Here is a 12,114-nt window from a genome sequence, read left to right on the forward strand (position 1 = left end):
CTCCCCGGTGACGCCCGCATCCCCCGGGCAGCCGGACGCCACGAGCGTCCTGCTGCCCGGACCGTGGACCCACCGGGACGTCTCCGCCAACGGCGTCCGGCTGCACGCGGCCGAGGCCGGTGAGGGCCCCCTGGTCCTGCTGCTGCACGGCTTCCCCCAGTTCTGGTGGACCTGGCGCGCGCAGCTGACCGCCCTGGCCGACGCGGGGTTCCGCGCCGTCGCCCCCGACCTGCGGGGCTACGGAGCCAGCGACAAGCCGCCCCGCGGCTACGACCTGCCCACCCTCTCGGCCGACGTGGCCGCGCTGGTCCGGGCGCTGGGCGAGCGGGACGCCGTCGTCGTCGGGCACGACTGGGGCGGCCTGCTCGGCTGGACGATGGCCGCCCTGCACCCCCGGACCGTGCGCCGCCTCGTCGTCCTGTCGATGGCCCACCCGCGTCGGCTGCGGGCCTCGATGACCGATCCGCGCCAGCGGCGCGCGTCGCGCTACGCGCTGGGGTTCCAGGTGCCGCGGGTGCCGGAGAAGCGGCTCACCCGCGCGGACGACGACCCCGTCGCCGACCTCATGCGGCGCTGGGCGGGGCCGGAGTGGGCGCGCAGCGCCGACTTCGCCCAGGCGGTGGCGCGGTACCGCGACGCGGCACGCATCCCGCAGGCGGCGTACGGGGCGATGGAGTACCACCGCTGGGCGGGCCGTTCCCAGCTGCGACCCGATGGGCTCCGCTACGCCCGGCGGATGGCGGCGCCGATCACCGCGCCGACCCTGCAGCTGCACGGCGGGGCCGACCCCTGCGTGCTGCCCGACAGCGCCCGCGGCTCGGGCCGGTACGTGGCCGGGGCCTACGAGTGGCGCGAACTCCCCGGCCTCGGCCACTTCCTCCCCGAAGAGGCCCCCGCCGACATCACCCGCGCCATCGTGGAGTGGGTTGCGTAGCGCAGCGGAGCGGCCCGCTCCGTGACGTGCTGGAACGGCCCCCTCGCAGGGGCCCGGCCTGAGCTTGCGAAGGTCGGGGGGCGAGGGGGTCCTTCTACTCGCAGGGTCCGGTGTCCACCGCGGCGCGGGCGCCCTCGCCGGCCACCGCGGCGCCGGTGACCTGCGGTCCGGTGAGCGCGTAACCGGTGTTCGGGTCGTCGATGGCCGACGCGAAGATCACCCCGAGGACGCTCCCGTCGGGAGCGAACAGCGGCCCGCCGGAGTTGCCGGCCCGCACGGTGCCGAACAGCGCGTAGACGTCGCGGACGACGGTGCGCGAGTTGCGGAAGTCCGGGCCGCTGATGTCGCCACGGTCGCGGATCCGGGCCGCCCCGACGTAGAGGTCCCCGCCGCCGGGGTAACCCATGATGATCGAGTCGTCGCCGGCCCCGGCGGGCTGAGGCGTGAACGAGAGCGGCACCTGCGGCAGGCCGGGGACGGCCAGCACGGCGACGTCGATCGCTTCGTCGACGAACACCGTCCGCGCGTCGTACTCCTCGCCCTCGGCCTCGACGGTCGGCTCGGTGACACCGGCGAGCACGTGGGCGTTGGTCATCACCCGCTCCCGCGCGTAGACGAACCCCGAACCGTCGATCTGCCGCGAGCACGACGGCGCGATGCCCCGGATCTTCACCACCGAGCCCTGGACGGACGCCACGACGCCGCTGCCCGCCAGCGCCGGGTCCGGAGGGGGCACGTCGCGCACCTGCGTCGGGGTGAGCGGGTCGAGGACGTCGGGGAGGCCGCGCCGGTCGATGGCCTGCCGGAGGTTGTCGTAGACCGACCGCACGCCGGAGGGGACGCTGTTGTCGACGGCCTGGACCAGCGCCGACTGCCGTACCTGCCCGGCCACCTCCGGGAACGGCGAGGTGGCCAGCGGCGAGGCCACCATCCACGCCACGAGCAGCACCGCGACGGCCGAGACGACGGCGCCCGCGACCGAGTCCAGCATCTTGGCCGGTTCCCAGGTGACCTTGCGGCGCACGGCCCGCCCGACGGCACCGGCCAGGATCTGCCCGAGGAGGGCCCCCGCCAGGACGACGACGAGCGCGACGAAGACCCGCGTGACGCTGGACCCCTCGATGCTGTCGGCCACCGGACCGGACAGCTGCGCACCCACGACGGCGCCCGCGAGGAAGCCGGCGATCGAGGTGGCCGAGACCAGCAGCCCCTGCCGGAAGCCGGACAGCGCGAAGACGAGCGCGAGCCCGATCAGCACCACATCGACGAGGGACACCGTCAGGGCTCCTGGCTCACGGTCATCGTGCCCACCTGGCCCTGTTGCGTGTGGAAGGTGCAGGTGAAGGGGTGGTCCCCCGGCACCGTGACCTCGAAGTCGATGGTCAGCTCCTGCCCCGGCGCGAGGAAGTCGATACCCGCGCCGATGGGCTCGGGCCCCTCGCCCTCGTCGAACTCCAGGTTGTGGGTCATCTCCCTGGCCGCGTTCACCAGCGTCAGCCGCACCTTCCCCGGGGCCACGGTGAACCGGTCGGGGGTGAAGACGAAGTCGTCCTGGGTCTGCAGGGTGACCTCCTGGACGCCGTCGTCGGCGATGGTCACCTCGCCGAGCCCGGCGGTCGGTGCCGCCGTCGGGTTCCCGCTGCTGCTCCCGCCGTCGGAGCCGCACCCGGCGAGCAGGAGGGTCGCCGCGACGGCGACCACGACGGCAACGGCCTTCGTGCGCATCATCGGGGTGGAACCGTACGCGTGACGGCACCGTCCGGGGCCGGATCGGCGAGGGTCGGCGCGGCGGCGTCGCCGGCCGGGTCGTCGTCGCCGGAGCCGGGCAGGGTGTACGGGCTCAGCCTCGGGGCGCCCATCGACCGGACGTCGCTGGTGTCCCACGGCCGCGTCAGCCCGGCCGCCTCGAGGATCGCGTCGACCAGACCGGCGGTGAAGCCCCAGATCTCCATGTCCGCGACCGCGAAGGCGGGGCCGATGTACCCGGACGGATGACGCAGCCGGTAGCGGTTCGCCGGGTCGACGAGCTCGGTCAGCGGCACCCGGGCCACCCGCGCCACCTCGTGCGGATCGCCGACGGTGACGTCGCGCGGGTCGTCCCACCAGCCCACGACCGGCACGACGAGCCGGTTGGACGGCGGCAGGTACAGCTCCTGAAGCGTGGCGAGGACGTGGACGCCCTCGGGGTCGATCCCGGCCTCCTCGTGGGCCTCCCGCAGCGCCGTGCCGATCGGGAAGTCGTCGCCGGTCTCCGCACCCCCACCGGGGAACGCCGGCTGGCCGGCGTGGCTGCGCAGGTGCGCCGACTTCTCGATGAACAGCAGGTCCGGACCGGTCGGGCCCTCCCCGAAGAGGATGAGCACGGCCGCGCGGCGGGCCGTCGCCGAAGGCTCGGGCATCCGGCGGGCCAGCGGCAGGTCGTGGGCGCCGTCGAGCAGCCGCCGCAGGTAGTCGGGCAGCCCGTCGAGGACCCCGGCCGGCGCGGTCACAGCTGTACCCCTAGGTGCTGCGCGGTCAGGGCCCGCAGTTCGTCGACCGAGGTGAACGGCTTGCGCTGGACGTGCGCGACGCCCCCGGCGGCGTCGAGGAAGTAGGTGATCGGCAGCGCGTTGAGGCCGAGCTCGATCATGAGGTCGCCCTCGCCGTCGAAGGCGTTGGGGAAGAAGACCTCCGCGTCGTGGGCGAAGGACTCGGCCTGCGGGAGCCCGTCCTGGCTGATCACGCCCACGACGCGGACGGCATCGCCGGCGCCCTGGGCGAAGTCCTGGAGGATCGGCAGCTCCTTGCGGCACGGGATGCACCAGCTGCCCCAGAGGTTGACCACGGTCGGCACCCCGGGCGCCCGGCCGAGGTCGAGGCTGCCGCCGCCCGGGCAGTCCAGGTCGAGGTCCGGGAGCAGCTCCCCGCCGGCCGCCGGCCGGTCCGGCTGGTCCGGGCAGGCGGTCAGGGTGCTCTCGGTGCGCGGTGGCTCGTCGGGGTTGCGGGCGTCGGACGTGCATGCGGTCAGGGCCAGCAGTGCCGCGGCCAGGACGGCGACCCGGCGCATCACTCGGTGTCCGAGGCGGCCGGGGTCTTCACCAGCTTCAGGGCCACCTCGGGGTCGACCGGGCCGATGCCGAACGACGGGCACCACGTCGCCAGCCCGCAGGCGCCGCACGCCGCCTTCTTGGCGTGGCAGACCCGGCGGCCGTGGAAGATCACGCGGTGGGAGAAGTCGGTCCACTCCTTCTTCGGGATGAGCTCCCCGATCTCGGCCTCGACCTTCACCGGGTCGTCCTCCTCGGTCCAGCCGAAGCGGCGGACGAGCCGGCCGAAGTGGGTGTCGACGGTCAGCCCCGGGACGCCGAACGCGTTGCCGAGGACGACGTTGGCGGTCTTGCGGCCCACGCCCGGGAGCGTCACGAGGTCGGCCATGCGGCCCGGCACCTCGCCGTCGAACCGCTCGACCAGCGCCTGCGACAGCCCCAGCACGGAGTTCGCCTTGGCGCGGAAGAACCCGGTGGGCTTGAGGATGGTCTCCAGCTCCTCCCGGTCGGCGCCGGCGAGCGCGACGGCGTCGGGGTAGCGGGCGAACAGCGTCGGGGTGACCTTGTTGACCATCTTGTCGGTGGTCTGCGCGGACAGGACCGTGGCGACCAGCAGCTCGAAGGCGTCGGTGAAGTCCAGCTCGCAGTGCGCGTCCGGATGGATCAGCGCCAGCTCGCGGGCCATCCGGCGGGCGCGCCGGGTACGCGACAGCGACGTCTCGGCGGGATCGAAGGGTGCGGCCCCCGTGCGGGCGGCCAGGGTGGGCCGGCGAGGGGGTGCCGGACGTGCGTAGGCCGGCGACGGAGCGGAGGCGGACACGCGGTCGAGGGTAGGCGGCCCTGCTGACGGTCACCGTCCGTGGGACGATGACCGGCGGACAAGGCGGTCCTGAGGACGACGGCACCAGGAGGTGGGCGGAATGGTCTCGCTGAGCGTCATCCTCTTCCCGCCGCTGGTGATCGCGTTCCTGCTGGTCATGGAGCGCGTGGAGGAGCCGCTGCGCCGTCCGCCGTCCTCCCGCGAGGTCGGCGAGTTCCTCGACACCGCGAACCGGGGCGAGGTCGACACCCTCGCCCGCTCGGGGATCCGGCGGGCGATGTTCCGCTGGCGCAGACGTCGCCGCGGGCTCGGAACCACCACGAATCCGCCGATGGTCTGACGGGCTGTGAGCCAGCCCACTCGCTCCGACGGGGGACGCCGCCGCCCACCGAACGGGTGACCGGTAGCACAGCCGCCTAGACTCCCAGCGGACACGGGACGCCTGGCGCCCGTCGAACAGCAGTGGGAAAGGACGTGCAGTGGACGAGGTGCTGGCCCAGTCGGGGCTCTTCCAGGGTCTCTCGGAAGACGCGGTGGCCCCCGTGATCAGTCGCCTCGACGTCGTCACGCTCCCCCGCGGCCGCGTCGTCTTCAACGAGGGCGAGCCCGGCGACAGCCTCTACATCGTGATGAGCGGCAAGATCAAGCTCTCCCGCCGGGCCCCCGACGGCCGCGAGAACGTGCTCGCCGTCATGGGTCCCTCGGACCAGTTCGGCGAGCTGTCGGTCTTCGACCCCGGTCCGCGGACGGCGACTGCCACCGCGGTCACCGACGTGCGGCTGGCCCACATGCCGCAGACGGTGCTCCGCCCGTGGATCGAGGCCCACCCGGAGATCGGCGAGCAGCTGCTGCGCGTCCTGGCCCGCCGCCTGCGCCGCACCAACGACTCGGTCGCCGACCTCATCTTCACCGACGTGCCCGGCCGCGTGGCCAAGGCGCTGCTGCAGATGGCCGACCGCTTCGGCAGCCGCGAGACCGACGGCCTGCGCGTCAAGCACGACCTCACGCAGGAGGAGCTGGCGCAGCTCGTCGGCGCCTCCCGCGAGACCGTGAACAAGGCGCTGGCCGACTTCGTGCACCGCGGCTGGATCCAGCTGCAGGGCAAGTCCGTCGTCGTCCTCGACGAGGAGCGCCTCCGCCGAAGGGCCCGATAACACCGTCGCCCTCCGGGCGACACCGCGACCAGGAGCCGTCCCCCGCAAGCGTTGAGCCGCGTCATCGCGCCTGCGCGGACCCCTCCGGGGCCCACTCGGCGCGATCAGGCCTTGAGGGGCGCGACCAGTGGGACGCGGGTGCCGTCGGGGAGCACGGCCCAGCGGCCTTCGTCGTCCTGCTCGAAGCCCGGCATGATCGGCTCCATCGTGTCCGGCGGCGACCCCGCGAGCGCGGCGGCGACATCGGTGAACCGCCCCAGCTGGGACAGCGTGTGCGACGTCGGCGGCAGCATCGGCCGGGTGCTCTCGCGGTGCTGCTGCAGCGCGGCGGCCGGCGACAGCCAGGCCGCCTCGTCCGCCTCGCCGGAGACGTCCCGCGCCTCCTGGCCGGCCGGCAGCGCGGCCACGAAGAACTTCGTGTCGTACCGCCGGGACTCCATCGGCGGGGTGATCCAGTGCGCGAACGGCCGCAGCAGGTCCGAGCGCAGCACCAGCCCGCGGTCGGCGAGCAGCTCGGTCAGGGACAGCTCGTGGCTCAGCAACGCCTGCCGCTGCTGTTCCCAGTCGTCCCCGCTGACGTCCGGGACGACGGTTCCCTCCGCCGGGCCGGCCAGCAGGACGCCGGCCTCCTCGAACGTCTCGCGGACCGCGGCGCACACCAGCTCGCGCGCGAGCCGCTCGTCGCAGCCGAAGGCGCTCGCCCACTCGGCCGGCGAGGGACCCGCCCAGCCGATCTGGGTGTCGCCGTCCCGCTCGTCGACCCCGCCGCCGGGATAGGCGGTCATGCCCCCGGCGAACGGCATGCCCGTGGTGCGCCGGAGCAGGTACACCTCGAGGCCCGCGGAGCCGTCGCGGACCAGCAGCACCGTCGCGGCCTGGCGCGGCTCCGGTGGGGTCACGCCGACAGCTCCACGGTGAGCTCCACCTCGACCGGCGCCCCCAGGGGCAGCTCGGCCACCCCGATCGCACTGCGCGCGTGCTGGCCGGCGTCGCCGAAGATCTTGGCGAGGAACTCGCTGGCCCCGTTGACCACCCGCGGCTGGCCGGTGAACCCCTCGGCGCTGGCGACGTAACCCACGACGCGGACGACCCGGGCCACCGAGTCCAGCCCGACGAGCTCGTCGATCGCGGCGAGGGCGTTGAGCGCGCACACCTTGGCGTCGGCCGCCGCCGCCTCGACGTCCACCGAGCCGCCGACCTTGCCGGTGCGGCGCAGGCCGCCGTCGACGAAGGGCAGCTGACCGGAGGTGAAGACCAGCGAGCCACTGCGGACGGCGGGGACGTAAGAGGCCACCGGCGCCGCCACCGGGGGCAGCCGGATGCCGAGTTCGGCCAGGCGGGCGTGCCAGCCGGACGACTCCGTCACGCCGGTCGCTTGAGGTACGCCACCAGCTGGTCCGAGCCGCCGGGGCCGGGAAGGACGGTCACCAGTTCCCACCCGTCGACGCCCCAGGAGTCGAGGATCGCCTTGGTGTTGTGGATGAGCAGCGGGATCGTGGCGTACTCCCACCGCTGGCGTGCCGGTTCGGTCATGTGCCCGACGCTAGCGCCTCAGGTCAGGTGGTGGAGCGGCCGCCCTTCAGGGACCCGGGCCGAGCGTGCGAGGCCTGGGGGAAGGGTGGTCCTCCGACGAACACTGAAGGGCAGGAGGGTCCTCCGGCTCCTAGGCTGGAGTGGTGAGCCCCGATCCGCCGTCCCCACGCCTGCACGTCGTCACGGGCAAGGGCGGGACGGGCAAGACCACCGTGGCCGCCGCCCTCGCGCTCGCGCTGGCCGCCGACGGGCGCTCGGTGCTCCTGGTCGAGACCGAGGGCCGGCAGGGCATCGCCCAGCTCTTCGACACCGCACCGCTGCCCTACGAGGAGCGGCGGGTGGCGGTGGCCCGCGGCGGCGGCGAGGTCAAGGCCCTGGCCATCGACGTCGAGGAGGCCCTGCTGGACTACCTCGACATGTTCTACAACCTGCGCCGCGCCGGCCGGGCGCTGCGCAAGATGGGCGCCATCGACTTCGCCACCGCCATCGCGCCGGGGCTCCGCGACGTGCTCATCACCGGCAAGATCAAGGAGGCCGTGAGCCGCCGCAAGGACGGCCGCCACGTCTACGACGCCGTCGTCGTCGACGCCCCCCCGACCGGCCGGATCACCCGCTTCCTGGGCGTCACCGCCGAGATGGGGCAACTGGCCCGCTCGGGGCCCATCAAGACGCAGAGCGACGGCGTCATGGCGGTGCTGCGCTCGCCGCAGACCACGGTCCACCTGGTCACGATCCTCGAGGACATGCCCGTCCAGGAGACCGCCGACGCGATCGACGAGCTGACGAAGGCCGAGCTCCCGGTGGGCTCGATCGTGGTCAACATGGCCACCGAGCCGGTGCTGCCGGAGCCCCAGCTCGGCCGCGCCGCCCGGGGCGAGCTGACCGCCGACGAACTGACCCCGGCACTGGCCGCCGCGCACCTGAACGGCGGGGCCGAGCTCGCCGCCGCCCTCGTCGCCGAGGTCACCGAGCACGCGCGACGGTGGGCCGGCCAGGACGCGCTGCGCGCGGAGGTCGAGGCCCTGGGCCGCCCGACCGTGGAGCTGCCCCTGCTCGCCGGCCCGATGGACCTCGGCACGCTGTTCGAGCTGGCCGCCCTGCTCGAGGCGCACCTGCGCGACGCCGCCGCGCCGGCCGACGCGGGCGTCGCCGGAGGGATGGCGTGAGCGCCCGCCCCATGGACCTCCAGGCGCTGATCACCGACCCCGAGACCCGGATCGTGGTCTGCTGCGGCGCCGGCGGCGTCGGCAAGACGACCACCTCGGCGGCGCTGGCGCTCGCCGCGGCCGAGGCGGGGCGCACCGTCGTCGTCCTCACCATCGACCCTGCCCGCCGGCTGGCCCAGTCGCTGGGCCTGACCGAGCTGGACAACGAGCCGCGGCGGGTCGACGTCCCCGGGGCTCCCGGCGAACTGCACGCGATGATGCTGGACATGAAGCGGACGTTCGACGACATCGTCGCCGCTCACTCGACGCCCGATCGCGCCCAGCAGATCTTCGACAACCCCTTCTACCAGACCCTGAGCTCGTCGTTCTCCGGGACGCAGGAGTACATGGCGATGGAGAAGCTGGGGCAGCTGCGGGCCAGCGACCAGTGGGACCTGATCATCGTGGACACCCCGCCGTCGCGGTCCGCACTGGACTTCCTCGACGCCCCGAACCGCATGGGCCGGTTCCTCGACGGGACGATGATCCGGCTGCTCATGGCGCCCAGCCGGGCCGGCTTCAAGTTCGCCAGCGCCGGCTTCCTGCTGTTCAGCCGGATCGTCTCGAAGATCCTCGGCGGGCAGTTGCTGCGCGACATCTCCGCCTTCGTCGCGGCGCTGGACACCATGTTCGGCGGCTTCCGCGAACGCGCGACGGCCACCTACGAGCTGCTCCGCCGTCCCGGCACCTGGTTCGTCGTCGTCGCCTCCCCGGAGCCCGACGCCCTGCGCGAGGCCTCCTACTTCGTCGACCGGCTGTCGGCCGAGGGCATGCCGCTGGCCGGGCTCGTGGTGAACCGGACCCACCCGCCGGCGACGGCGGCGCTGTCGGCCACCCGGGCCGAGGGCGCGGCCGAGGAGGTGCTCGAGACCGGCGGTGCCGAGGCGACGTTCGTCGCGGCCGCGCTGCGGGTGCACGCCGAGCGCATGACGCAGGCGGCCCGGGAGCAGCACCTGGCCGACCGGTTCACCAGCGCCCATCCCGAGGTCGCCGTCCGGACCGTGCCGGCGGCCGCCGGCGACGTCCACGACCTCGACGGGTTGCGCACCATGGCCGCCGAGCTGACCGGCGCGGACGCGGACACGCCGACCGGGACGCCGCGGACGCGGATCCTGCCCGCGCGCCGCGCCTGAGCGGGGCGTCGAGCAGCCCGCGCGCCGTACCCTGGGCGGCGATGTCGGAGAACGCCCGTATCAAGACCCGCCTGATCGCCCGGCTGGCGATGACGATCGTCGTCGCCGGCGTGCTGCTGGCTGCCCTCCTGCTGCCGTGGGTGGGCGGCGGCGGGCTGGTGGCCCGCAACTCGGCGGACCTGCTCGACGCCCTGCCGGTCGAGCTCACCGACGCCACGCCGGCCGGCCCGACCGAGGTGCTCGCGGCCGACGGTTCGCTGATCACCCATCTGTACGAGAAGAACCGCACGCCGGTGACGTCGGACCAGATCGCCGACGTCATGAAGCAGGCGCTGGTCGCCATCGAGGACTCGCGGTTCTACGAGCACAACGGTCTCGACGTGCAGGGCACGATGCGGGCACTGGTGAAGAACCTCTCCGCGGGCTCCGTCCAGGAGGGCGGCTCCACGCTCACCCAGCAGCTGGTGAAGCAGACGCTCCTGCAGACGGCCGACTCCCCCGAGGAGCGCGACGCCGCCACCGAGCAGACGCCGGCCCGCAAGCTGCGCGAGGCCCGGCTGGCGCTCGCCCTCGAGGAGACCTACGGCAAGGACGAGATCCTCACCCGCTACCTGAACCTCGTGTACTTCGGGAAGGGCGCCTACGGCATCCAGGCCGCCGCCCAGCAGTACTTCAGCGTCAGCGCCGCCGAGCTCACCCTGCCGCAGGCGGCGATGCTGGCCGGGCTGGTGCAGCGCCCCTTCTACGACGACCCGATCAGCAACCCGGAGAACGCCCAGGCCCGGCGCAACGTGGTGCTGCAGCGGATGTTCGACCTCGGCTACATCTCGGAGCAGGAGTTCGTCGAGATCACGCCCACCCCGGTGGAGGTGGCGCCCGGTATCGCACCCCCGAACGGCTGCATCGACGCCACCATCGGTGGCTTCTTCTGCGCCTACGCGCTCGAGTACCTGGTCGGGGAGCTCGGCCTCACCGAGAGCCAGCTCAGGACCGGCGGGCTCACCATCCAGACGACGCTGCGTCCCGACATGCAGCGCGCCGGCGACCAGGCGGTGCTCAACACGCTGCCCATGGGCGACCCGCTGGCAGGCATGTACACCGCGCTGGAGCCGGGCACCGGCAACCTGCTGGCCATGAGCGTCAACCGGCGCTTCGGCTGCGAGGGGCCGGAGTGCGAGTCGGTGATCCTCAACGCCCGGGCCAGCCAGGGCGCGGGCTCGACCTACAAGACCTTCGTCGCCGCCGCCGCGCTCGCGGAGGGTTTCGCGCCGAGCCACACGATCACGACCCCGAACACCTACGTCTCCCGGGTATTCAAGGAGAACGGCGGTACGCGCGGACCGGCGTACGACGTCTCCAACGTCGGCACCAGCTACCCGAACACCCTGGACATGACCGGCGCCCTGGTCCGCTCGTCCAACACCTACTTCCTCGCGCTGCTGGACGAGCTCGGCAGCGTCGAGAAGCCGGTGCGGATGGCCCAGGCGATGGGGCTGCGGTCCATCGACGCGGTCGCCGACGACATCATCGAGGGCCGTCAGGGCTCCTTCGTGCTCGGACCGCACGCGACCAGCCCGCTGGACCTGGCCAGCGCCTACAGCACGATGGCGGCCAGCGGGACGGCGTGCCCGCCCACGCCCATCGCCGGGGTCCTCGACCGCTTCGGCAAGCCCCTCGAGAAGGACGACGGCACCCCGGTGTGGTCCGAGAACTCGTGCACGCCGGAGGCGATCCCGCCCGGCGTGGCCACCACGCTGAACCAGATCCTCATCGGCGACGTCAGCAGGCCCGAGGGCACCGGCACCCGGGCCGCCATCCCCGGTCACGAGATCGCCGGCAAGACCGGCACCTCGCAGAACAACTTCTCCGTGGCCTTCGTCGGCTACACGCCGCAGTACACGGCCAGCGTGATGGTGCTCAACCCGAAGGAGAACCAGGACGTCGGCGGCTACGGCGGCGGCAAGCCGGCGACGATCTGGCACGACGCCATGGCGCCGATCCTCACCAACCAGCCCGCCGTGCCCTTCCCGCCGGCCGATCCGCAGGTGGTGAGCGGCCGCAGCCTGCCCGTGCCGAACTGCTCCTCCGTCACCGAATGCGAGCAGGTCCTCCGCGACGCCGGTTTCCGGACGACGACGACGCGGGTCGACAGCAGCCAGTCGGCCGGCACGTTCCTGGGCACCAGCCCGGCGGCCGGCCAGGATGCCTACGTCAACGAGCCGGTGTCGATCCTGGTCAGCCGCGGCCCCCAGCCCGTCCCCCAGCCCGCCCCCGCGCCGGCCCCGGCGCCCGAGCCGACGCAGCCGTCG

At 73.6% G+C, this 12,114-nt stretch carries 14 protein-coding genes; 6 read left to right on the forward strand and 8 right to left on the reverse strand.

What is annotated here, in order from left to right:
- The first annotated feature begins 7 nt into the window (after positions 1-7).
- Positions 8-934: an alpha/beta fold hydrolase gene (locus BN344_RS06990; RefSeq protein WP_040337488.1), complete on the forward strand. Its 927-nt coding sequence runs from the start codon at positions 8-10 to the stop codon at positions 932-934.
- 94 nt (positions 935-1,028) lie between these two features.
- Here the strand turns inward: BN344_RS06990 and BN344_RS06995 are convergent, their stop codons facing one another.
- From BN344_RS06995 to nth, 5 genes are read right to left on the reverse strand one after another with little or no spacing between them, the layout of a single operon-like run.
- Positions 1,029-2,210, reverse strand: a complete 1,182-nt coding sequence (locus BN344_RS06995; RefSeq protein ID WP_040337489.1) for a MarP family serine protease — start codon at positions 2,208-2,210, stop codon at positions 1,029-1,031.
- 2 nt (positions 2,211-2,212) lie between these two features.
- Positions 2,213-2,662 carry a cupredoxin domain-containing protein gene (locus BN344_RS07000; protein WP_231486565.1) on the reverse strand — a complete coding sequence of 150 codons (450 nt, stop codon included), beginning with the start codon at positions 2,660-2,662 and terminating at the stop codon, positions 2,213-2,215.
- Positions 2,659-3,423: an NUDIX hydrolase gene (locus tag BN344_RS07005; RefSeq protein ID WP_040337491.1), complete on the reverse strand. Its 765-nt coding sequence runs from the start codon at positions 3,421-3,423 to the stop codon at positions 2,659-2,661. The genes BN344_RS07000 and BN344_RS07005 overlap by 4 nt, the downstream gene beginning before the upstream one ends.
- Entirely contained in the window at positions 3,420-3,980 is a 561-nt protein-coding gene (locus BN344_RS07010) for a TlpA family protein disulfide reductase (RefSeq protein ID WP_040337492.1), read from the reverse strand. The genes BN344_RS07005 and BN344_RS07010 overlap by 4 nt, the downstream gene beginning before the upstream one ends.
- Positions 3,980-4,780 carry an endonuclease III gene (gene nth / locus BN344_RS07015; RefSeq protein ID WP_081788405.1) on the reverse strand — a complete coding sequence of 267 codons (801 nt, stop codon included), beginning with the start codon at positions 4,778-4,780 and terminating at the stop codon, positions 3,980-3,982. The genes BN344_RS07010 and nth overlap by 1 nt, the downstream gene beginning before the upstream one ends.
- A gap of 100 nt (positions 4,781-4,880) precedes the next feature.
- On the opposite strand from nth, the gene BN344_RS07020 reads away from it, so the two are divergent.
- Both BN344_RS07020 and BN344_RS07025 read left to right on the forward strand, forming a co-directional pair.
- Positions 4,881-5,120 (forward strand): hypothetical protein, encoded by a 240-nt coding sequence (locus BN344_RS07020; RefSeq protein ID WP_040337494.1) that lies wholly within the window; start codon positions 4,881-4,883, stop codon positions 5,118-5,120.
- Positions 5,121-5,259: 139 nt separating this feature from the next.
- Complete coding sequence (locus BN344_RS07025; RefSeq protein ID WP_040337495.1) at positions 5,260-5,934, forward strand: Crp/Fnr family transcriptional regulator; 675 nt, start codon at positions 5,260-5,262, stop codon at positions 5,932-5,934.
- Between the two features lie 104 nt (positions 5,935-6,038).
- On the opposite strand, the gene BN344_RS07030 is transcribed toward BN344_RS07025, so the two are convergent.
- Genes BN344_RS07030 through BN344_RS20185 form a run of 3 tightly spaced genes read right to left on the reverse strand, consistent with a single transcriptional unit; the run spans position 6,039 to position 7,467 of the window.
- Positions 6,039-6,833: an NUDIX hydrolase gene (locus BN344_RS07030; RefSeq protein ID WP_040337496.1), complete on the reverse strand. Its 795-nt coding sequence runs from the start codon at positions 6,831-6,833 to the stop codon at positions 6,039-6,041.
- Entirely contained in the window at positions 6,830-7,300 is a 471-nt protein-coding gene (locus BN344_RS07035; protein ID WP_040337497.1) for a RidA family protein, read from the reverse strand. The genes BN344_RS07030 and BN344_RS07035 overlap by 4 nt, the downstream gene beginning before the upstream one ends.
- Complete coding sequence (locus BN344_RS20185; protein ID WP_166518195.1) at positions 7,297-7,467, reverse strand: DUF4177 domain-containing protein; 171 nt, start codon at positions 7,465-7,467, stop codon at positions 7,297-7,299. Before BN344_RS20185 ends, BN344_RS07035 begins: the two co-directional genes overlap by 4 nt.
- A 143-nt stretch (positions 7,468-7,610) precedes the next feature.
- On the opposite strand from BN344_RS20185, the gene BN344_RS07040 reads away from it, so the two are divergent.
- From BN344_RS07040 to BN344_RS07050, 3 genes are all read left to right on the forward strand, one after another.
- Positions 7,611-8,633, forward strand: coding sequence for an ArsA-related P-loop ATPase (locus tag BN344_RS07040; RefSeq protein WP_051515721.1), 1,023 nt, complete (start codon positions 7,611-7,613; stop codon positions 8,631-8,633).
- Positions 8,630-9,805 (forward strand): ArsA family ATPase, encoded by a 1,176-nt coding sequence (locus tag BN344_RS07045; protein WP_231486567.1) that lies wholly within the window; start codon positions 8,630-8,632, stop codon positions 9,803-9,805. Before BN344_RS07040 ends, BN344_RS07045 begins: the two co-directional genes overlap by 4 nt.
- Positions 9,806-9,846: 41 nt before the next feature.
- A partial coding sequence (locus BN344_RS07050; protein ID WP_081788406.1) for a transglycosylase domain-containing protein occupies positions 9,847-12,114 on the forward strand: 2,268 nt, incomplete at its 3' end.

It is taken from the genome of Candidatus Blastococcus massiliensis AP3 (assembly GCF_000582785.1).
Classification (GTDB): domain Bacteria; phylum Actinomycetota; class Actinomycetes; order Mycobacteriales; family Geodermatophilaceae; genus Blastococcus; species Blastococcus massiliensis.

What these genes read in the sequence shown, in the direction of transcription:
- BN344_RS07000 (WP_231486565.1), bottom strand. Translation starts at nt 2,662, where the DNA reads ATGATGCGCACGAAGGCCGTTGCCGTCGTGGTCGCCGTCGCGGCGACC.
- BN344_RS07010 (WP_040337492.1), bottom strand. Translation starts at nt 3,980, where the DNA reads ATGCGCCGGGTCGCCGTCCTGGCCGCGGCACTGCTGGCCCTGACCGCA.
- BN344_RS07020 (WP_040337494.1), top strand. Translation starts at nt 4,881, where the DNA reads ATGGTCTCGCTGAGCGTCATCCTCTTCCCGCCGCTGGTGATCGCGTTC.
- BN344_RS20185 (WP_166518195.1), bottom strand. Translation starts at nt 7,467, where the DNA reads ATGACCGAACCGGCACGCCAGCGGTGGGAGTACGCCACGATCCCGCTG.